At 69.9% G+C, this 21,521-nt stretch carries 12 protein-coding genes and 1 pseudogene; 6 read left to right on the top strand and 7 right to left on the bottom strand.

Annotated elements, in window-relative coordinates; all coding sequences use genetic code 11:
- The first annotated feature begins 119 nt into the window (after positions 1-119).
- Both ACZ7G3_RS22480 and ACZ7G3_RS22475 read left to right on the top strand, forming a co-directional pair.
- Positions 120-938: a helix-turn-helix domain-containing protein gene (locus ACZ7G3_RS22480; protein ID WP_470927844.1), complete on the top strand. Its 819-nt coding sequence runs from the start codon at positions 120-122 to the stop codon at positions 936-938.
- Positions 935-1,141, top strand: a complete 207-nt coding sequence (locus ACZ7G3_RS22475) for a DUF397 domain-containing protein (RefSeq protein WP_470927842.1) — start codon at positions 935-937, stop codon at positions 1,139-1,141. Before ACZ7G3_RS22480 ends, ACZ7G3_RS22475 begins: the two co-directional genes overlap by 4 nt.
- Before the next feature lie 72 nt (positions 1,142-1,213).
- Here ACZ7G3_RS22475 and ACZ7G3_RS22470 read toward each other — a convergent pair whose 3' ends face one another.
- The 4 genes from ACZ7G3_RS22470 to ACZ7G3_RS22455 form a co-directional block, all read right to left on the bottom strand.
- Positions 1,214-6,280: a class I SAM-dependent DNA methyltransferase gene (locus tag ACZ7G3_RS22470; RefSeq protein WP_470927840.1), complete on the bottom strand. Its 5,067-nt coding sequence runs from the start codon at positions 6,278-6,280 to the stop codon at positions 1,214-1,216.
- A 25-nt stretch (positions 6,281-6,305) separates the two neighbouring features.
- The gene (locus tag ACZ7G3_RS22465) at positions 6,306-9,194 is read right to left on the bottom strand and encodes an SNF2-related protein (protein WP_470927838.1); all 2,889 of its coding nucleotides are present in this window, start codon (positions 9,192-9,194) and stop codon (positions 6,306-6,308) included.
- Positions 9,195-9,334: 140 nt separating this feature from the next.
- Entirely contained in the window at positions 9,335-10,633 is a 1,299-nt protein-coding gene (locus ACZ7G3_RS22460; RefSeq protein WP_470927836.1) for a serine/threonine-protein kinase, read from the bottom strand.
- A 163-nt stretch (positions 10,634-10,796) separates the two neighbouring features.
- Positions 10,797-12,932, bottom strand: coding sequence for an N-6 DNA methylase (locus ACZ7G3_RS22455; RefSeq protein WP_470927834.1), 2,136 nt, complete (start codon positions 12,930-12,932; stop codon positions 10,797-10,799).
- Positions 12,933-13,153: 221 nt separating this feature from the next.
- Here ACZ7G3_RS22455 and ACZ7G3_RS22450 point away from each other — a divergent pair, with 221 nt between their 5' ends.
- A complete protein-coding gene (locus ACZ7G3_RS22450) occupies positions 13,154-14,791 on the top strand; it encodes an RNase H family protein (RefSeq protein ID WP_470927832.1) in 1,638 nt (545 codons plus the stop codon).
- A 748-nt stretch (positions 14,792-15,539) separates the two neighbouring features.
- Here the strand turns inward: ACZ7G3_RS22450 and ACZ7G3_RS22445 are convergent.
- Entirely contained in the window at positions 15,540-16,172 is a 633-nt protein-coding gene (locus ACZ7G3_RS22445; RefSeq protein WP_470927831.1) for a TetR/AcrR family transcriptional regulator, read from the bottom strand.
- Between the two features lie 101 nt (positions 16,173-16,273).
- Here ACZ7G3_RS22445 and ACZ7G3_RS22440 point away from each other — a divergent pair, with 101 nt between their 5' ends.
- Positions 16,274-17,188: an NmrA/HSCARG family protein gene (locus ACZ7G3_RS22440; protein WP_470927829.1), complete on the top strand. Its 915-nt coding sequence runs from the start codon at positions 16,274-16,276 to the stop codon at positions 17,186-17,188.
- A gap of 15 nt (positions 17,189-17,203) precedes the next feature.
- Here the strand turns inward: ACZ7G3_RS22440 and ACZ7G3_RS22435 are convergent.
- Positions 17,204-18,094 (bottom strand): annotated as a pseudogene (locus tag ACZ7G3_RS22435) (IS5 family transposase).
- Between the two features lie 1,259 nt (positions 18,095-19,353).
- On the opposite strand from ACZ7G3_RS22435, the gene ACZ7G3_RS22430 reads away from it, so the two are divergent.
- Positions 19,354-19,767: an NADPH-dependent F420 reductase gene (locus ACZ7G3_RS22430; RefSeq protein ID WP_470927827.1), complete on the top strand. Its 414-nt coding sequence runs from the start codon at positions 19,354-19,356 to the stop codon at positions 19,765-19,767.
- A gap of 8 nt (positions 19,768-19,775) precedes the next feature.
- Positions 19,776-20,210 (top strand): ester cyclase, encoded by a 435-nt coding sequence (locus ACZ7G3_RS22425; protein WP_426517545.1) that lies wholly within the window; start codon positions 19,776-19,778, stop codon positions 20,208-20,210.
- 487 nt (positions 20,211-20,697) lie between these two features.
- Here ACZ7G3_RS22425 and ACZ7G3_RS22420 read toward each other — a convergent pair whose 3' ends face one another.
- Positions 20,698-21,063, bottom strand: coding sequence for a hypothetical protein (locus ACZ7G3_RS22420; RefSeq protein WP_426555165.1), 366 nt, complete (start codon positions 21,061-21,063; stop codon positions 20,698-20,700).
- Between the last annotated feature and the right edge of the window lie 458 nt (positions 21,064-21,521).

The following is a 21,521-nucleotide window of genomic DNA, read 5'->3' as shown; positions in this document are numbered from 1 at the left end:
CGGGGCCAAGTGGCGCGAAAGATGCGGTGCGTATCTCTACTGTGAACTGTGAGTGACGGACGGGTGTGGTGCCTGCGGCGGGCGGCGCCACTGTGCGGGTGGGTGAGGTGAGGTCGCCGGTGACTACGACTCACGGTGAGAGCGAGACGGGCATCCTGCGGTGCTTTGGGCAGATGCTGAGGTTGCTGAGGACGAGCAGGGGGCTGACGAGGGCGGAGCTGGGTGCCAAGCTCAGCTACGGCGAGGACATGGTCACGTCGGTGGAGTTGGGGCGGCGGATTCCGAAGCCGGAGTTCATCGAGCGGGCGGACGCGGTGCTGGAGGCCGGCGGGCTGTTGGCGGTGATGAAGGAGGAGGTGGCTCGGGCGCGGTATCCCGCGTTCTTCCGGGATGCGGCGAAGTTGGAGGCGGAGGCGGTTGAGCTGCACGTGTATGCCAACCAGGCCGTTCCGGGCTTGTTGCAGACGGAGGAATACGCACGGGCCGTGTTCAGGGTACTGCGACCCCCGCTGGATGAGGGGATCGTCAACGAGAGGGTCGCCGCGAGGCTGGCACGCCAGGAGATCTTCCACCGCACGCCACATCCACTGATGAGCTTCGTCATCGATGAGTCCGTGCTGCGCCGTCCCATCGGCGGACGTGACGTGCTGCGGGGGCAGTTGGAGCAGATGTTGCTCGTGAGCCACATGCGGCACGTCGAGGTGCAGGTCATGCCGCTGAACCGTGACGAGAACGCAGGGATGGCAGGTCCGTTCACCTTGATCGAGACGAAGGGAGAGCGCAGGATCGCGTACGTGGAGGTGCAGAGCGTCAGCCGGGTGCACAGTGATCGGGAGTCGGTACGGGCGCTGGAAGCCAAGTACGGAACCCTGCGTGCCCAGGCCCTGACGCCGCGCGAATCGCTGGCGTACGTCGAGAAGTTGTTGGGAGAACTGTGAGCATCTACAAGGAAGCGCCGGGAGCGGATATCCGCCTGCGCTGGTTTAAGAGCAGCTACAGCAGTGAGGAAGGCGGGGAGTGCGTCGAGGTTGCCATCGACGGCATCGCCGTCCATGTACGTGACTCGAAGCAGGTGCTGGAGTGCGGGCCTGTGCTGAAGATCGGCCCGGCGGCGTGGTCGGCGTTGCTTGAAACGATGTGAGCTTGTACGGCTGCTACGACGGCCGGTGCTCCCCCGAGGGGAAGCACCGGCCGTCGTCATGAGGAACGGTACTTAGGCCTCACGGTTCGCCGGCGGAGTCCAGCGACCGGCGGCGATCTCCTTGTCGAGGCGAGCCTGGAAGTGCGCGTGGGCGGCACGCATCTCGGCCTCGCGGTCCGCCTTGTAGAAGGGGGCGGTGTAGCCGGCCGGGGGCGGGGTGGTGCCCGGGTTCTCCAGGTGGGCCAAGAGGTCGATGTAGTCCTGCTTGGTCTGGCCGAAACCGTAAGTATTGTGGTTGCCCGCAATTTTGCGGCCGTTGGCATCGAAATAGGTATCGGACTCATAGTCGGACATAATCGGGTAACGCGACGTGTAGATCGCGACAAGCTGGTCGGCGGTTATGCCGAGCCAGACGGAGACGAGCGCGTCTAGTTCTACGAGTGCGGCACGGCGCTCATACTCGGAACGGAGCGGTGTGTCATATTGCCAGGTGGCGGTGAGCTCGGCGGCGAGCGGTTTTAGGTTTGGCCAAGCGGGATTAGCCCAGTCCTCATAGCCAGCCCAACAGAGGTCGAAGAGTTCTTCCCAGATAGGCGAGTAGTGGATTGTGAGGGCATTTAGGCGGAGAGTGCGGAGGAGAAGTGCTGGAGCGAGGGGGTGGTTTTGTACGGCGGCTGGCATTTTGTGCGCCTCGGTAACCACGAGGTGTGAACGCCCTGTGATTCGAAGCAAGTAGTCCAACGGCAGCGCCGCCCAGAAGCCCGCGTTGAGAGCGGTGAGGCGATTGTTCGTCAACGCCATGGACCGGACGGTGTCGACATGTGCTGGACCCGGCGGAATTAGTGCGGCAAACAGGCTCCGTTCGGTATCGGCCGGGATCATGCTTCGCCATGCCAGACGGAAGTAGTCCGTGTAGCGGCGGTCCGCTACTGGGTCCCATAGGTCTTGCGCATCGCGGTATTGTTCTTCGGAACAGGCGCGTACGTAGTTGGTGTGAGGAATAAGAGATGCTGGCATCTCTTCCGGGTTGAACGCGGGCCAGTTCTGGCTTTGCCGATTGATTCCGTCAGGGTCCTTGAAGAACGGGTTGGCGATTCCGATGTGGCCGCCCTGGAGGATTAGCTCTGTCGGTTTGGTCGGTTCAGTGGTGGACCAGCGGTATAGACCGAGTTTTTTTGTTGCGAGATTTTCGAACATTCCAACAGAGATGCGAGGGTTCTGCTCGACGATACGGTCGATGACGTCGGAGAGTGTGGAGATTGCATCCTGTTCGTCAGTCGTGACCGGATATAGCAGTGGGGCTTGGCTGCTCGGGATCTTGCCGTCGCCGGAGAGCCGGTTCCACTCGGCGAGGCGGGCTGCGTCAACTTCGACCAAGCGGGAGCGGTGGGGGCGAAGATCCCATTTGCCATTGTGCTTAATCCCAGGCAGTGGGCCACGGCCGCCGTGGCCAAGTGAGGATACTAGGGTGTCGGGCGAGAAAAGCCAACTCAAATGGGTGAAGGATACCGATCTCGCCGGACCGTAAATATTGATGCTAAATTGTCGACTGTCCTTAATTTCCTTGAAGATTCTGATGGAGTTGATGAAATGGGCATGGATTCGGAGGTGTCTGTACGCTGCAGCGCGTAGTTGTCCTTCCTTTACGCCGCTGAAGTGTGTGTCTGGATGGATTAGTCCGGCCATTCCGGCGGGGCTTGTGTGACGCCAGGCCTGAATCATGAATGCGCGATAAAGGTCTGGACGGGTTCTGTTCAGCAGTGCGTACATCGGTGGAGCGGTGAGCAGTGTTGCTGTGGCGGAGATAGCGGCCAAGTCATCAAGAATGAAGGCGGTGTTTTTCTGGGAGTCAAGGAGTTCAGTCTTACGCGCAACCCATTCCGCAGCGCTCGGCTTCTCGGAGAGTTGGAACCACGGTTCCAGTTCGGCCAAAACGGCAGCCTCGTTCCAGTTCGGGCGCACCCACGGCGGATTTCCCACCTGCAGATCAAACCCCCCTTGCTCCGCGAAAACAGCTGCGTACTCCAACTCCCAGTGAAAGAACCCCTGCCGATCAGCCACATCCCGAGCAACCCCCGCCCACGGATACCGCGACTCCAGCGCGAAGAACCGCTCCATGCCCATCCACTCGGGCAACTCGTCCTCGTACCGCTCCAGTTCATCCAACGTCTCGAACTGAGCCACCAACGAATCCGCAGCCACATCCTGCGTCCCCAACAACGACTCGGCGAAGTCCAGCCAGTCATCCAGCGAGGCCAGCGGAATCACAGCCCGCCGCTCACCGCGAATCTGCTCCTTGCGACTACCACCCCGCGCGGTCTTCGACTTGACCTCGACGACCTGAACGTCACCGAACAGGTCCTCCGACTCGTACGTCTCCCGCGCGGGCGCACCCGACTGGGCCGGGACCGGGGCCGCCGACACGGTCCACCCCGCCGACTGCGAAGCAACCTCCGCCCCCCGCACGTACGCCTCATGCGACCCATCGAGCAGCGCAGCTTGCTGCACAGGCCAGAACCACAGCGCACACCACGCGTCCATCAGCGTCTTCAGCCGCCAGTACGGCGTATCCACCGCCTCCAGGTCCGCCTTGACCTTCTCCCTTGGCACCGCGACCTCGGGCGACCGCAGCCAGCCGTCCTCCGCGCCCCACACGTCCACCCGCCGCGAGATCTCCCGCTCGGAGATCTCCAGTCGGCGCACGACCAGCCCCCACAGGTACTCTGCGCGCCGCGCCAACCCCTGAAGCCGCTTCGTCTGCGTGGCATTGGGCGACTTGGTGATCGCCTTCCGCCAGGCACCCAGCGCCTTCGCCTCGGCCGGCGCCAGCGTCTTCGCCTCCTTCTCGGCCGCGACCGCGCCCCACTCCTTCGCCGGAAGCAGGAAGTGATGCACAGCCCCTTCAGGCAGCGGGGCCCCCGCCAGCGCCTCCGACAGCGGGAAGCGTTCCGGCGTCGTCCCCAGCCAGCCGCCCTTTTTCAGACGCTCAGCGGAGTAGATCTCCCGACGCCCGCCGATCAGCGAGTTGCCGCGCCGCAGGTGCAGCCCGAACCACGGCGCCTCCATCCCCGGATGCATCGTGTTGAGCCACAGCGACACCTCCGCCAGCTCCACCGCCGTGTTGTTGAGGTCGACGCCGTAGGAGTTGTGCAGCGCGATGTACGCCTTGGCCTTCTGCAGCTCGACCGCGTACTTCTCCGTGTCGATCGCGACGCCCAACTCGTCCTGCCGCCGACGCAGATACTCCGCCGCGACCTGATTGATCGCCTCATTGAGGAACGCACCCGAGCCGAGCGCCGGCTCGCAGATCTTCCACTCCAGCAGCTCGCGCGCCTCGGTCACCGTGTCGTCCTGGTCCAACCGGTGCTGCAAAGCAAGCTGGACCGTCACCCGAGTCAGCGACTCCGGCGTGTAGTAGGAAGCCGACGTCTGCCGGTCCCGCCCCGACAGCCGGTACACGAACGCCCCCGGCGCATACCGGACCCGCCGCTCCTCGCCCGTGTCCTCGTCCTTCTGCCGGACGAACACCTCGTCGGGGTACTCGTCGGCCTTCGTCGCCGGAACCAGCCACGAACCGTCCTTCGGATCACCGTTCTTGGCGACCTCGTACAGCTCCTCGCCCGCGACGAAGCCCGAGTACGACATCAGCCCCTCGTACACGGCCCCGAGCTGGTTGATGCCGAGCTGGGCATACGAGATGAAGCCACCACGCTCCCGCTTCTTGCCGCGCGTGAGCATCAGCAACCGCAGCACCCGGTACAGCGTCTCGTTGCGCAGCCGGGTGTCGATGAACCGCTCCCCGCCCTCGCCCTCGGCCTCACCCTCGACACGCGGGTCGGGAACCGCACGCGCGCCGATCAGCCGGATCGCCTCCGGCTCGAACAGCTTGGAGTGCAGCGGCTCGAACCGCAGCCCCACGTCCTCGGACGCCTTCGCGTCGACCACCCCGTGCGTACGGCGCGGCCGGTAGCCCTCCTGCACCTTGCCGAACAGCAGGTCCAGCGACTCGTACAGGTAGAACCCCTTGCGGGACTTCTCGTCGACGAGATCCCGCTCGGCGATCAACTCGCCCAGTCGGCCGAGCCCGTACCCCATCTGGTACTCGGGGTAGTCCGACGGCAGGATGCCCAGCTCAGGCCGGGCCTCCGCGTACAGCAGGAACAGGATCCGGTACAGGTACCGCAGCGACTCACGCGTCAACTGCCGCCCCAGCTCCGGGAGTTCCTTGACCTCCTCCGGACGGACACCGCCCTCCCGCAGCCGGTCGAGGACCTCGTTCGCGATCAGCTCGACGCTCAGCCGCAGCCCGTCCCGCAGTTCACTGCTGACGCCCACCGCGTGCTTCGTCGACTTGTCCACCAGTGTGGCGAGCGGGTTCTCCCCGCCCTCCTCCGGCGTGCGCAGCGAGTCCGCGCCGAACAGCGCGGCCACCGTGTCGAGTTCGCCGCCCGCCTTGGTGTCGTTGCGCTCCAGGGACGCATCCAGCGACACCGCGAGGTACCGGCCCTCACCCCACGCCGCCCGGTCCGCGAGCACCACCACACCGCCGACCAGCAGCAGCACATAACGCGGCGCGTCCTCACACGCGAACAGGAACGACGCAAGCTTGGAACCCGTGACGACCGTGTGCTGACCGTCCAGGCGCAGCTCACTCAACAGCCGCCCCGCCCCGTCCGGGTCCAGCGCGTCATCGGGCTCCGCCGACCAGCCGCAGTCCAGCGCGACGAGATCCTTCTCCGCGTGCGCGACCGTCACCTCGTACGACTGGTCCGCGCGCACGACGGTGAGCGTGCCCGGCTTGGCGTCGAAGCCGAGAGCGCGCAGCACCTCCGCGTTCAGCACACGCACGCGATCGCGCCACTCGGGGGCGTCGTACGTCACGGCGTCGTCACCGGTCGCCGCCTGCTCCTCGTCCATCGTGAAGTAGGACCGAGCTGCGAAGTACGTGCGCCGCAGCGCCCGCAGGCCCGCGCGCGGGGTGACCGGAAGCGCACCCTCGGGCCGCTCGGCGCCGGCGGCGTCCTCCTCGCGCTGCTTCCACTCGGCGAGCAGACCGGACTTCAGGTCCTTGGGCAGGACCTCGGCGAGGTAGTGCGCGGAGAAGTAGTCGCCGCGGTTGACCAGGGAGTCGAACGTCATCGTGAGATACCTCTGGGTGGGTCGGTCAGGCGGCGGCGTGGGCCGGGGCGAGGACGGCGAGGACGCGGAGCATCGGGCGGCCGGTGGTGAGGAGGGAGTCCGCGAGCGAGGCGAGCCGGTCGCGCGTGGCGGTGGGCGCGGAACCGCCGCCCGCCGTCAGCGTCGGCTGCTCCCACGCGCCCAACCGGGACTTGTACTCCTCGATGGGCGCCCGCAGCGGCTCGTCCCACGCCTCACGGTGCTGCTCCAGAAACGCCTCCGCCGTGTCCAGGACGCTGGGGATCGCCTCGGCGAGACCGGCCGTGTCGTGGGCGAGGTCCGGGTTCGCCATCGTCGGACCGACCTGGGCGCGGCGCAGCACCGCCACCATGTCGTCGTCGACCTCGCCGTCCGCGGTGACCGCCATCCACTTCACGACGGTCGGGCGGCCGAGGGCGTTCGAGTAGATGCCCTGCACGAGATACGTGGGCCGGGGCACGTCGGCGGTCAGCACCGGCGCCTCCTGGCGGTCCAGGCGGACCAGGACCTTGTCCGTGAGCCACTCCATGACCGGGTGCAGGTCGGTCAGCAGGGAGATGTCGGGCCAGCTGGACGTCGCCGAGGCGCGGGCGCGCACGAGGCTGCTGTCGGCGAGCCGCCGGTTGAAGGTGACCTTCAGCCGGTCGCGCAGGCCCTGCTCACGGACGTACTCCGGGGGCAGCGCCTTGAGGCGGTGGACCAGGTCGGAGGGCGGGACGAAGGAGAGCAGGCCGGTCTCGGGGTCGGCGGACAGGTCGAGGCGGTCGTGGGCGTCCGGGTAGACCTCGCGCAGCGCCTCGTCGAGGAACTCACGGGCGGAGCCGAACAGCCGGGGCACGTCCGCCCGGGGCACCGCCCCGTCGCCGTCGCCGTCACCCGTGCCGGCGGCGTCGTCCTCCGGCTCGTCGCCCACCGCGCCGAAGAAGTCGGCGAGGAAGTCGTCCATGCCGTCCTCGTCACCACCGTCGCCGGAACTCCGGTCGGCGTCCAGGGACTCGTCCACGCCCCGGCCCCGCAGCAGATCCTGGATGAGGGACTTCTCCTCGGCCTCCGCCCGGTACAGGCCGGACACCGCCTCCGCCGTGCCCAGCGACCGGTGCGCCTCGGCCTCCCGCTCCAGCAGGCGCTCGGAGACGAGCGTGTCGTCCTTGGCGCCGTCCACCGAGCTGGTGAGGACCAGCGCCCGGAACTGCGGCTGGTGCGGCTGCCCGTAGCGGTCGATGCGGCCGTTGCGCTGCTCGATGCGGATCAGCGACCAGGGCACGTCGTAGTGGACGAGCTGGTGGCACTGGCGGTGCAGGTTGACGCCCTCGGAGGCGACGTCGCCCGTGAACAGGATGCGTACGGGCGTGTCCGCGAGGCCGAAGTCCTCCACGCACTGCATCTGCTGCTCGTCGGACAGGCCGCCGTGCATGACCCGGGCCGCCTGCTCGGCGGCCTTCCCCTTGAAGCCGAGGGCCGCCGGCACGGTCCGCGCCAGCCACTCCAGCGTCTGCACCCGCTCGGAGAACACCACGACCCGGGTGTCCGACTTCGGCCCGACCCCGATCTCCCGCAACTGCTCCACCAGCGCGCCGAACTTGCCCGAGTCCGCCTCCGCCATGCCCGACGCCAGCTCAAGGAGCCGGTGCAGCGCCGCGCGCTCGGCGGCCGTCGCCTCCGGGTCGTCCTTCTTCTCCAGCGTCTTGATGCGCGTGCTGACCGTGGCCTTCAGCGCCGTATGCGAGGAGAGGAAGGACTTCAGCAGCGTGTACGGGAACAGCGGCACGTCGCTGACCGACTTCGACCCGTCGGACGGCAGCCACACCGCCGCCAGCTCCTCGAAGACCTTCTCCTCGGCCGGAGTCGCCGTCACCCGGACCGAACGCGACGGGCCCCGGTCCGCCCACTGGCCCTTCATCTGCTCCCGCACCTCGGGGCTGACCTTCGTACGCCGGATGAACAGGTGCTTGATGTCGTCGGCGCGGTAGTGCTCCGGGTCGCGGATCGCGGCCGGGTCGAGCAGCGAGATCAGCTCGGCGAAGGAGCGGGCGTCGCCGTTGTGCGGGGTCGCCGAGGCCAGCAGCAGGGCGTCCGTGTGCGGGGCGAGGGTGCGGGCGAGCTGGTTGCGCAGGGAGCCCTTGTTGATGAGGTTGTGCGACTCGTCGATGACGACCGCGTCCCAGTTGATGCGCTCCAGGTGATGCTTGTACTGGTCGGTGTTCTTCAGCGTGTCGATGGAGACGATGACCCGCTTGAAGTACGTGAACGGGTTGCGGCCCGCCGGGATCTCCCGCTGGATCCGCTCGATGCCCACCGAGTCCAACCGCACCAGCGGGATCGCGAACCGCGTCCACAGCTCGTGCTGGAACTGCTCCAGGACGTGCTGCGGGGTGACGACGAGGATGCGCTCGCCCCGGCCGCGGCGGATCAGCTCGGCGAGGGTGAGGCCGATCTCCAGGGTCTTGCCGAGGCCGACCACGTCCGCGATGAGCAGGCGCGGGCGCAGGTTGCGGCCCGACAGGGCGAGCTGCGCGGGGCGCTGCTGGTAGGGGAGGGCGTCCAGGAGGAAGGAGTCCGCGAGCGCCAGCCCGCGCTCGGCCTGCGGCAGCGGCGTCTTGCGCAGCACCGCCTCCAGGAACAGGCGCGAGCGGCGGAAGTTCGGCGAGTCGTCCCGCACCAGGCGGGTCCGCCTCGGGTCGAGCAGCTCGATCCGGTCGAGCTTGTCGAAGAACACCGCCTCCTGGTCGCGCACGAAGTCCGACGCGCCCACCGCCTCGATCCTGGCCCCGTCGTGCTCGGTCCGCGTGGCGTTGCGCACCAGCCACACCTCGTCCCGTACGAGGATCTGGGCGCCCGGCGGGTACTGGGCGTCCTCACCGCTCGTCGCGGGAGCGGTGCTCAAGTCGGCGGTCACGCGGGGCCTCCTGGGCGATCGTGTCGATGGGGTGGACGTGGGGTGGGGCGGACGGCCGGTGGTGGGGCACGGCCGGAGCGGCGGGACGCGGGGCCGGGGGAGCGGGCATGGGGCCCGTCCCGGCCGACCGGCCGCCGGTGTCAGAACGGGGCCTTCGCCGCGTACGCGGTACGCAGCCGCTCCGCCGTCCTGCGGGCCTGTACGGAGTGGCGCAGCGAGTGCGTCGCCGCCTTCGGATGCTGGGGATCCGCGGGCGGGCGGCGGTCCGGCGCCGGTCGTTCGCGCCGGGACCCGTCGGGACGGTCCCGCGGCCCGGCGGGTACGACGCCGGGGGAGCCGGGGACCCGAGGGCCGGCGGGGCCGGGGGAGTCGGCGTGGGCCGGAGGGACGGCGGGGCCACCGGGGCCGGTCTCGACCAAGGTGGCGGGGGAGACCGGCGGGGCATCGGCCGGGGCCGGTGTCTCCGGCTCGGCCGGACGGATCTCCGTGGCCGGGGTGTCGTTCGCGGGGGCGGGCCAGGCGACGGTGGGGATGCCGTCGGAGGGTGACTCCTTGTGCCGCTGCCCCGCCGTGTGCGCGGTGAGCCTGCGACGTGCCTGGGCGATCTTCATGCCCTGGGCCTCGATCACCGAGCGGCACCGCTGCACCACCTCGGTCAGCGACGGCCGGTCGGCGGCGCCGTGGGCGAGCATGCCGGTCAGCAGCGGCTCCAGCTCGTCCGGCACGCCGGACAGGTCCGGTGCCGTACCGGGGTCCGTGACCAGGTGGAACACCATGTACGGGGTGGCCGCCTCATGCGGATAGTGCCCCGTCACGGCGAAGAGCAGCAGGGCCCCCAGCGCGTACACGTCCACCGCCGCCGTCAGCGGCTTCACGCCCGCGGCCTGCTCCGGGGCCATGCAGATCGGGGTGCCGACGACCTGATGGGGGGCGGTGAGGGAGACGGACGACTCGGTGAACGCGGCCAGGCCGAAGTCGATGATCTTCGGGCCGTTCGGTCCCATCAGGACGTTGGCCGGCTTGAGGTCGCGGTGCAGCAGGCCCTGGGCGTGCACGGCCGACAGCGCCTCCGCGAGGACCGCGCCGAGGGCCGCGGTGAGGACGGACGGCAGCGGTCCGTGCGTCTTGACGTGCCGCGCGAGGTCCGGGCCGTCCACGTACTCGGTGGCCAGCCACGGCTGCTCCGCCTCCGCGTCGGCTCCCAGGAACGCCGCGATGCGCGGGCCCCAGATGGTCTTGAGCACCTCGATCTCCTGCGCGAACCGCTGCCGGGACTCGGAGTCCACGACCGACGGTTTGATCACCTTCACCGCGGCGGGCTCACCGCCCAGGGACTCGCCCAGGAAGACCTGGCCCATGCCGCCCTGGCCGATCCGGCCGAGGAGCTCGAAGTCACCCATCGAGGGCGGGTCCTCGGGGTTCAGGGGCGTGATCTGCACGTGTGTCCTCGGCATTCGGTCCTGGCGGGCGTCCGATCAGCCGCGATGCGCGCCAGGAGACACGGTAGTGGATGAGGTCGGGTTCGGGGACGAGGGTTACGGAACGGAGATACCGGCCCCTATGGGCGAAGAACGGGGGAGGGCGTGCGCGGTGCGCGTGACGTCACGTCCCGCGCGGCAGCAACTGGCCGCCCGTGAGCCCGCCCGCCAGCAGCCGCGCCGTCTCCTCCGCCAGCAGGGCCGCCCGCCGCGCCTCCGCCCGGAGCGCGTGCACGTGCCGGAACGCCTCCCCGTAACGCCGCTGCTCCTCCAGCGGCAGCAGCGGTACGCGCAGCCGCCCCGGACTGAGGTGGAGCGCCGAGCTGCCGGTCGAGGCACCGGCCAGGTTGGCCTCGGCGCCGAGGAAGCCGAAGAGGAACCAGGGGTCCAGCCGCGCCGGGTCCGGCCGGAACAGGTGGACGCCCGCCCCCAGCAGGGCGCCGGCCTCCGCCTCGCCCGCGACCCGGGCCACGGGGCCGGTGCCGCCGACCAGGTTGCGGACCAGGACGTCGCCCTCGGTGATCTCCGGCATCTGCTCGGCCCGCACGTCCAGGACCTGCCCCGTCGGCCCGGTCCCGCCGGCGATGTCGCCGCCCGTCAGAACAGGCAGGCGTTCCCCGCCGTCGGCGCCCGCCTCCGTGTCCTCCGCCCCGGCGGCCGCCGCCCGCGGCGAGACCGGAACCGCGCGCAGCACCTTCAGCGCCCCGCCCCGGGCCAGGTCCGCCACCGTGGCCGTGCGCCACTCGCGGGCCGAGGCCCCCGCCGCGTCCCACGACGCGGTGCCGGCCAGTTCGGCCACCGTCCGCGCCGCCGCCGCCAGCCCCTCGCGGGCCGCCGCGGCCTCGCGGGCCAGTTCCCGCGGGTCGACGTCCGCCTGCGAGGCACGCACCTGCCGGGCCGGGGTCACGTCGACCACCTCGTCGAGCAGGTCGACCACGCTCACCGCCCGCGCCACACCGGCCCGCGCCTCGAACCCGTCCGGGTCCTCGGCGTACGCCGTCCACGCGGAGACGATCTGCTCCGTCACCCGTACCCAGTCCACCGAACCCGAACGGGTAGCGCCGCGCCCCGGCGCCGACGGCTCGCCCACCGTGTCGACGAAGAGCACCGTCTGGTACGCGGGCCGGGTCGGCTCCGGGCGTTGCAGCACCCACACCTGCAGGCCGATGTGGAGCGGGATCGCCGCCCCCGGCGGCAGGGCCGCCACCACCCGCAGCGCGCCGCTGCGGATCAGCTCGGCGCGGACGCGGCGGCCGGAGGAGCGGGACGCCGTGGCCGGCGGGAGGAGCAGCACGGCGTGGCCGCCCGGTTCGAGGTGGGACAACGCGTGCTGGACCCAGGCCAGTTCGGACTCGGCGCGGGACGGGAAACCGTACGCCCAGCGCGAGTCGTAGGCCAGCTCGTCGTGGCCCCAGTCCCGGTCACCGTAGGGCGGATTGCACAGCACGGCGTCGACGGTGAGGTCGGGGAAGGCGTCGGCGCGCAGGCTGTCACCCGTGCGCACGGTGACGTCCGCGCCCTCCCCGGCCGTCAGGGTCAGGGCGACCGCGGTGCGCCGTGCCTGGACGGGGAGGCTGTCCTGCCCGTACAGCTCGCGCGCGCCGCGCGCTGCCGCTGCCGTCAGCAAGGTGCCGCTGCCGCAGGCGGGGTCGAGGACGCGGGCCGGGGAGTCCGGGAGCAGGCGGGCCAGCAGGTCGGCGAGCGGTGCCGGGGTGCGGTAGGTGCCGCCGGCGGCGCTGTCCTCCAGCTCCCGCTCCGCCAGGACGCCCAGCGCCGTCTGCGCCCCCTCGTCGCGGACGCAGAGCAGCAGGGCGCGCAGGACCGTGGTGTCGGCGTCGGTGAACCGGACGGGTTCCGTGTCCGGCACCACGTCCGAGGCCCCGGCCGCCGCGTCGCTCGCCTGCCTCACCAGGTCGGCGTCAGGCAGCGCGAGCAGACCGGTGAGGCCGGCGGCGGGGCGGCGGGCCGCCGCCAGGACCAGCAGGAGCAGGTCGGACGCGCCGGCGCCGGCCCGCTCGCGCAGGCGCAGGGTGGTGCGCAGCTCCCCGCTGGGCGTGGCCGCCGTGTGCTGTCCGCGCGAGGCGAGCCAGGCGCGGACCTCCTCCAGGTCGTACAGCGGGCTGCTGTCCGTGCCGCCCGAGGGCGCGGGGAAGTCGTCGTGCCGGCGTCGCCAGTTGCTGACGGTGGCGCGCGTGACGCCCGCGATGCGGGAGATCTCGGCGGCTGTCACCTGGGCGGAGGGCTGGGGCGGCTGCGGCATGGATGAGTCCTGGCTCCGATGGTCGACGTGGTCACACCCTACAGCATGCGTCAATCACCGGATCGCGTTGGACAATGCTTTCACGGTCGTGCTTACATGTGATTGCTTCCATAGGTGAGCGGCGCTCCTCGATGCGATGGCTCCCGCCCCCGCGCCCCGACCGCCCGTTCCGTGCGGCCCTGCGGCCCCGCTCACCACCACCCGCGATCTGGAAGGCCACCGTGACGCCCACCGAGCACACCGAGCTGATCCGTCGCCTCGCCGACGACTTCACCGCCCTGCAGGAGGCCGTCCTCGCCCGCATGAACGGGATCTGCGCCCCGGAGACCGCCGCGGCCCTGGAACACGCCTCGCTCGCCGGTCCCGTCACCGTCGTCCTCGCCCACGCCGACGTCCTCGCCCGCGGCGCCGTCCGGCGCGCGGAACTCTCGGCTCAGCTCCCCGAGCGGCTGCGACGGCTGCGCGCACACGCGCGCAGGGTGCGACGGGCCCGGTCGCAGGCGGAGGCCCGGTACAAGGAGCAGCGTGCCCGCCGCCCCGCCGGTCGCTCCCGACCGGTGGACACACTGGAGCTGAGGGTGGCGCGCACGGCGTTCGCGGCGGCCTTCGGCGAGACCCTGCGGCAGGAACTCCGCGACAGGGGACTGCCGGACGGCACACCGCAGGCACCGGAGAGCGACCTCGCCCAGTGGGCCTGGGACCGGAATGCGGCAGGCGGCGAACCGCCGGCACCGGTACGTGAACTGCGGGACTGCGACGACGACGCCTTCGTGCAGGCCCTCCTGCGCGACGCCCGGGAGGAGGAGAACCCGTACCTCCCGCACGACGCGGTGGCCGAACGGTGGAGCCGTCACGCCCGCGCCGCGCTGGCCTGGGGCCGTTACGCGATCGGCCGGGCCGAACGGGACGCACTCGCCTGCCCGCTCTCCGCGCGGCGCACCCGACTCGACGCCCTGGACGACGCCTACCAGGACACCGCGGTGCTCGCCGCCCGCTCCCGCGAAGCGCTGCTCCGGGCCACGGACCTCCACGACCGGATGCGGGACTGCGTCACCACGGGGCCCTTCGCGGAGCTCGTCGCGCAGTGCCGCGCCGCGGCCCTGGCGCGCTTCGCCGACGCCGAGCCCGAGGGGTGGCGCAGCGTGCGCGAACTGACCGCGAGTCACCGGGCGCACTGCCCCGAACGGGCCGGGGGCTGCCCGCACTGTCACCGCGCTCTCGCCGCCGTTCTCACCGACGCCCCTCCCGTCGACGCGGACGAGGACGGTGACGGTGGACACCCGGCGGCGACGCTCCCGACCGACGTGGACCGCTACGCCCTGCTCGCCGACCTCCCCGACACCGCCGTCGTGGCCGTCGCCGACGCCGCCGTCGGTGACGAGTCCGCACGGTGCGGCTACGGCTGGGCCGCCGAGGACGGGACCACCGGACACGGCGACTCCCTGGCCTCGAGCAGCGGTGAGGCCGAAGTCATCGGCATCTGCGCCGCCGCCCTCAGCCTCCTCGAAGACCACGAGGACGCACCCGTGGTCCTGCTGTGCGACAGCACCGAGGCGGTCGAAGTGGTCGACACGGCCCTGCACTCCGCCGACCCGGCGGCCGCCCACCGCGCCCTCCTCTTCCCGGAGAGCCGGCAACTGATGGCCCGCCTGGTGCGCCACCGCCACCGCCACCGCGTCCAGGTTCGCTGGCTGAAGGGCCACGTCGGACACGACCTCAACGAGACCGCCGACGCCTTCGCCCGCCTCGCCCTCCGCCGCGCCACCGGCCGGATCCTTCCTTCCGCCGCCCGGAAGGAGGAGGCGCGGATCCTGCGCTCGCTCGGCCCCGGGGCCGGCCCCCTCACGGCCGCCGCCTGATCTCCCGCCGCCCGCGGACGGCCCCGCACCGCGAGAAACGGTCTTCCCGTCCTTGGGCGAAGGTGAGTGACGTCCCTCATGGCCCGTCTCCGTGGTGCGACGTGCCCGAGCGGATCGGACGGGTGGGAGGGTGCACGCCGGGGCGAGCGTCGACGGGGTGCGGACGACACCTGTCGCAGCGGCGTGGCGCGTGTATATGGAGAGTGCCACCCGAACGGCAGTCCACTGGGCGGCCCCCGGTCCCGTTCATATCGCCGGCACGGATAATCATCGGCTGTAGGTTGCATTCATCGATGCGCCCCAGAACATCGCGGTGGGGGATCGTGATTGCCGCGGGCGCGTCAACCTTGGTGAAGCTCTGGTCATGCCTTTCGGGTGGTCGTGCGATTGCCGCAAGGGATGCCTGGGGAAACGGTGGGGGATGGGTGGTACGTCTCTGTGAGTTGTGCGCCGTCGGTTTGCGCCGGGCAGTGGCCGTAGAGGACCGCGCCCGAGGGGGCGTTCGGTAGCGGCCCGTTCTCGGTGACGGGTCAGGGTGACGCGGAAGACCGTTCCATGCCGGGGAATTTCACGAACAGGGCATCGGAACCTCTCTTCTGGGGACAGAGTGGATCATTCTTACCAGGTGTGGCAGGAAGTGCCGGCCGAGGAGTTCTTCGGACGGCAGCACGCCGGCCACCCGACGCTGTCCTAGGCGGAGAGGACCGGTCGAGGCACGTTGGTTGTCACCGATCAGGCATCCCATGTGTCACAACCGCCCGTTCGGCAGACTTTCTGTCACCAGTACCGAAGATCCTGAGTTCTCGGATACCTCAGCGATGCCGTGCTCAGGGCTGAGTCCTTCCACGGCGAGGCGGAAGAGGCGGTCGGCCTGGGTCTCTGGGTCCTTGTGGTGCTCGGTGGCCAGGGCGATGCCGACGGCGAGGGTCAGCAGGTCGTGAAAAGTGACGTGCGGTGCGACCGCCTTGTCGCGAATGGCCCGCTGGAGCAGGGGAGTTCCGGCCGCTGCGATTCTGTTGCCACAGGAGTGCGGGGAGGGTTCCTCGGCGGGGGGCTCGTAGCTGAGGGTGTTGGCGAATCCGCGGGCTGAGACGGCGTAGAGGACGAGGGCGTGGAGCCACTCCAGGAGGGCAGTGCGGCCGTCCTCGTTCTCACTTAGCCGGTGGGCGCGCTCGCACAGGCCCTCGATGCGCTCCTGGAAGACGGCTTCGAGCAGGGCGCGGCGGGTGGGGAAGTGACGGCGCACGGTCGCTGAACCGACGCCTGCTGTGCGGGCGATCTGCTCCAGGGATGCCTCGGCGCCGTGCGCGGCGACCTCGGCTTCGGCGACGTCGAGGATGCGCTGGTAGTTGCGTCGGGCGTCCGAGCGCTGACCGGTCATGATCTCCCCATTGCTAAACGGCGGGCCCCGCCATATCTTAGCGGCAGGTGAAACGGCGGGCCCCGCCGTTTTTGTTCTCCGTTCCGTGAGGAGCAGCAACCATGCCCATCAACAGCGATGCCGTCCTGGTCATCGGAGCCACCGGCCGGCAAGGCGGGGCCACGGCCCGCGCACTCCTGGCCGCCGAGGTGCCCGTACGTGCACTCGTACGCGATCCGCGGTCGAAGTCCGCCCAAGCGATCGAGGCGCTGGGCGCCGAGCTGGTGCGGGCGGATCTCTCCGACCGGGACTCCCTCGGCCCAGCGGTCGAGGGAGTCCGCGCGGTGTTCTCGGTGCAGGCGCCGCCCATGACCGAGACCAGCGTGGACTTCGCGGGCGAGCTCGTCCAGGCCACCAACCTGGTGGACGCGGCGAAGGCTGAGGGAGTACGGCAGTTCGTGCAGTCCTCGACCAGTGGAGTCGGTGAGCACACCCGGGTCACCGGCTGGGCCGAGGGCCGCTGGGCGGCGATGGCGGACTACTTCCACACCAAGCAGGCGATCATGGAGGCGGTGCGGGGTGCGGGCTTTGCCCGCTGGACGGTGATCAAGCCCGCTTTCTTCATGGAGAACCTGCCCCTGCTGGCACCCAAGGGGCCGCGCGGCGGACTGCTGACGGTGCTGAAGCCGGAGACCGAACTGGCCCTGGTGGCCGTGCGGGACATCGGCACGGCTGCGGCGCACGCCCTTCGAGACCCTGACCGGTTCCACCAGGTGGAACTGGAACTGGCCGGTGACCTGCGCACGATGGAGCAGGTCGCGCAGACCTTGTCCGCCGCCTGGGGCGTGCCCGTGACCGCGCCCTCCATGAGCCTGGAAGAGGCCCTCGACGCGGGCATGCCGACGTGGGGAGCCGGACACGAGTGGAACAACGCGGTCCTCCAGCCCGCCCGGCCCGAGTTCGCCCGGGAGTTGGGCGTCCCGGTCACCACCTTCGCCGAGTGGGCGGATGAGCAGCTGACACCCGTGTCGGGCTAGGTTCTGTCCCGCCGGTCATGTCCGGAGCCAGATGATGGTTGCTGCGACGGCTATGGTGCCCAGGTAGACGTTTGCGCGCTTGACGTACCTCGTGGTCACAGCTCGGTAGTTCTTGAGCTTGGTGATCGCCCGTTCCACGGTGTTGCGCTTCTTGTACGGCTCCTTGTCGAAGCCGGGTGGGCGACCCCCTGCCCGGCCCCGGCGTACGCGGTTCACGGCCTGGTCGCTCTTCTCGGGGATGACGTGGCGGATGCCGCGTCGCCGCAGGGAGCGGCGGGTCCGGCGATTGCTGTATGCCTTATCGGCGCTCACGCTGTCTGGTGTGGTGCGCGGGCGGCCTGGCCCGAGTCGAGGCACTCGATTGCGTTCCATGACTGGCCTGAACTGTGTGCAGTCCGCCCGCTGGCCTGCCGTCAGCAACAGTGAGAGCACGCGGCAACGCCCGTCGGCACTCAGGTGGATCTTGGTGGTGAAGCCTCCTCGGGAGCGACCGAGCGCCTCACCTCCTGCACCACCTCCGCCAGGCGGGCGCACAGTCTCGGCCACGGTCTTCCGCTCTGGTGTGCCATCGCGGCCGCCCCCTTTGACGCGGCGGGCGGCGGAGCTTTCCGCGCGCCGGCCGCATGCTGGTGGGCACGGATCGAGGTGGAATCAACCGAGACATCCCAGTCGATCCCACCGGCGGCATCGACCTGGGCCTGCACCTGCTGAAGCGGCCGTTCCCAGGTTCCGTCGGCCGACCAGCGCCGGTGGCGCTCGTAGACGGTCTTCCACGGCCCGTAGCGTTCAGGCAGATCACGCGGACTGCACCCCGGTCCGCACCCGGTGCAGGATGCCGTTGATCACCTGACGGTGATCGCGCCACCGCCCGCAGCGGTTACTGCCCGTGGGAAGCAGCGGTTCCAGACGTCACCACTCCGCCTCTGTCAGATCCCCCCGACCCGTCACCCAAGAGTCAACGAACCAGTGGGTGACATGGGTACGGTCAGCACCTGCGATGCCACCACGCCAACTCCGGGTCTCCCATCGGCTCGTGATGCGTTCGCCCGAGCAGCACCGCGTCCAGACGATCGACCAGCACCCGGAGTTCGCCGGCGGCCCTTGGCGGAAGCATGAACAGAGCGTCTTGCAGCTTGTCCCGGGCCCAACCCTCGCCGCAGCAGGGGCAGGTGAACTCCGCCTCCCATTGCCTCCACCGGCGCCTCGTGCCGTGGACACGCACGGACCACACGCTCAGCGCCACCGCCACGATGCCCGGAGACAATCGCTCCCGTTCGAGCACACGGACAGCGGCATTAGCCGCCCCCGACAGACCTGGGACATCGCGATACCGCACCCACGGTCCACCCCAGCCGCGTTCCCGCGGCCGAATCAAAGCTGGTGTTCTACGAGGCACGGCCCCTTCGGATGCAAGTCATGGACGGCATCCTCCCACAGCCCAAGATCGGCCGGACAGAACTAGGGCGTATCCAGCGCTGTGACGCTCGGCAGCGCCCGCCGGGGCGGACTGGGGCGGGACATTGGAGTGGCCCTGCCCCGGCATCCCCGCCGCGGTCAGGGCGTTTCAAAGTCTTGTCGATCAAGGATCCGTTCTGGTCACGGCATCATGACGATGGGTGGCGAGCCGCCACGCATGCAACGAAGCTCCGGTTGATGCCGGTGACCTGCCAAGTCGCCTGTATCTCCCGGAGCTTCGACGTGCCGTCAGTCTGCCACCGTGTATCTGGTCAAGTCGCCCTCGCGTCAGCACCGCGTCATCGGCGACCTGCCGTCCCGGCTGGCGACCTTGCCCGATCCACGTGACCGGCGCGGAAGGCGTCACCCGTTCGTGAGCGTGCTCCTGACGGCCTGCTCCGCGGTCATGTGCGGGGCCGGTCCTTCACTGCGATCGGACAGTGGGCGCGAAATGCCCCGCAGGACACCCTGGCCCGGCTCGGCGCCCGGACTGTGTCCGCCTTCGCGGTCTGCGTCGCGCCGAGCACGGCGACGATCCGCCGGATCATCAACCGAGTCTGCCCAGGTGGCCTCGCCGACCTGCTGGGATGCGGCCCCTCCGGCGCCGACACCCTGGCGGTGGACGGCAAGAGTGCCCGTGGCTCCCGCCACGGTGACACCCCGGCCGCGCTGCCTACCGGCAGGTCCCCACCGAACCCCTCCAGGGCAAGGTGGTCATCGACACCCTCAACTACGACCCCGCCCGCCAGGGCCGCGTCCCCGAGATAGACGCCGCCGACACCCCGGCCCACCTCCTGCTTCAGACGCACCTGACCGGCTCACGCGTTGTCAAGGCGTTCAGCAACATCTTTTTCAAACACTTGGCCACTCTGGGGCGCCCGACCGGCGCCTCCGACCGCAGCGCGCTGCCCATCGCCGGCGACGAAGCCACCGCCAAGGAAGCTGTCGCCACCTTGATCGATTCGCTCGGCTACGACGCGTACGACGTGGGCCCTCTCGCCGAGAGCCGCCGGTTCGCGCCGGGCACGCCAGCCCAGCACGCCTATCTCGACCCGGCTGGCATGTTCGCCGCACCCGGCCGCCCCGCACCCACGGAAGACCTCGCCAAGCTCCTCTCAGCGTAAGGAACGCCATGACCAGTACATACAGCTCTCCCCGGGTCCTTGGAACCACCGACCAGGAACGACAGCTCGTCGAAACCCTCTACCGGGCGATCGGCGGCGAGCCCGACCTCCTCGACGACGTGCTGTCGCCCGACTGGGAGGACATTCCCAGCATCCCCGACCAGCCGCCGGGCCCCGCGGGCATGAAGCCGCACATCGTGGCGTTCCACGAGGCCTTCGCCGACGCACACGTAATCGTCCATGACATCGTCGCCTCCTCGGGACTTGTCGCCGTGCGCGGTGCCCTTGCCGGTACCCTCCGTAGCGAGTTCCTCGGCGTCCCCCCGAACGGCAAGTACGACGAGATCGCCATTCACGAGTTCCACGAGATCGACAACGGTCGCATCAGGCGGAGCTGGCACCTCGAAGACCTGCATGGATGGATGACTCGCATGAACGCCTAGCGACACTCACCGAGGGCAAGGGCGTGCCGGACCGCGCCGCCCCTGCCCTCGGTCATCCGTTGAGGCGGTCCCGCACCATTGACCAGGTTGTGCATCAGATGCCATGCATCGGCCACCTGTCGGGCCTGGGGCAAGTGACCCGCTCCCTGCGCACGCGCTGACCGTCACCGACCTGGGTCTGTGGTTTCCGTACCTGGTGCAGGCGGCGCGGACCCACCGATGGCGCCGCGACATCAAGACGGGCAAAGTCTCGCGCCAGACCATCCACGCCATCACCAACATGACGGCGTGTGACGCATCGCAGCAGCGCATCGGGCAACTCGCGTGCCCGGAATGGCGAATCGAGGCCGTGCACGACGTGCGGGACGTGACGTTCACCGAGGACGCGTCGAGGATCGGGGAGCGGGGTGCGGCCCGGCCCGGCTCGCTCGTCGGCCTCAGGACTCGTCGGCCTCACGAGCCGTGGGCCGCCGGAGGGGAAGCGCTTTCACACCTTCAGCCATCTCCCGTCGAGATTGAAGGCGTGCACGGGTGTCTCGAACCGCACCGCCCAGTCGCGAGCCCTGAAGCCTCCGAGGAAGAGCCTCACGTGGTGAACCTGCAGAGCCGAGGTCGGCGGGGCGTCGGAGACCGTCCTCAGTACGGCGTCCGGCTCGCTGGCCGGCAGCGGAAAGTCGGAAGGGTCGATGAGGTCGGCCTTGAGCCTCTGCACCGGATTCGAGGTGGAGAAGCCGGCGACGTCCGCACTCAAGAAGTGGTACGACCCCGCGAAGGTGGAGCCTCCACTGGGGATCTCGACGAACTCGTCGAATCGAAATCTCACTCGATGATTGGCGTCGCTCTCGATTTCCACGTGGACGGGATAGAGACCGACGCGGTCACTAGGTATGTGCATGGAAATCTCCCTGATGGCAGTGCACCTTGGTGACTGCACCGTACGGCGCCCGGAAGGCCCCCGCATCTCCGGCCTTTCGCCGCATCTGCGGGCCTTTCGCGGACGGGTGAAGCGTGATGCCTCGAGGCCGAGGCCGAGGCCGAGGACCCGGCCCGTGCACGCGCCGGGTGTACTGCCAGGCGCGGAGTGATGATCCCGCCCTGGCGGAGGACCTCCTCCTGGCCACGCCCGGGGTGCCGCCGGGGTCGTGCGGACGTCCCAGGGGCGGGACCCGTTCGCGGGCTCACCCGGTTCCGCTGGAGCAGCGGCGGACCGGCCGCGTCACCGGCCGCGTCCTCGCGGACCTCCGGCACCAGCGTGCGGGGTTCAGCCCCTCCCGCACGGTGGCCCGCTCCCGGCGTCGACCCGGCGGGTGG

The sequence above is a fragment of the Streptomyces sp. NPDC037271 genome (genome assembly GCF_055603605.1).
The sequence above is the reverse complement of the archived record's forward strand: the minus strand, read 5'-3'. Positions and strand labels throughout refer to the sequence as shown.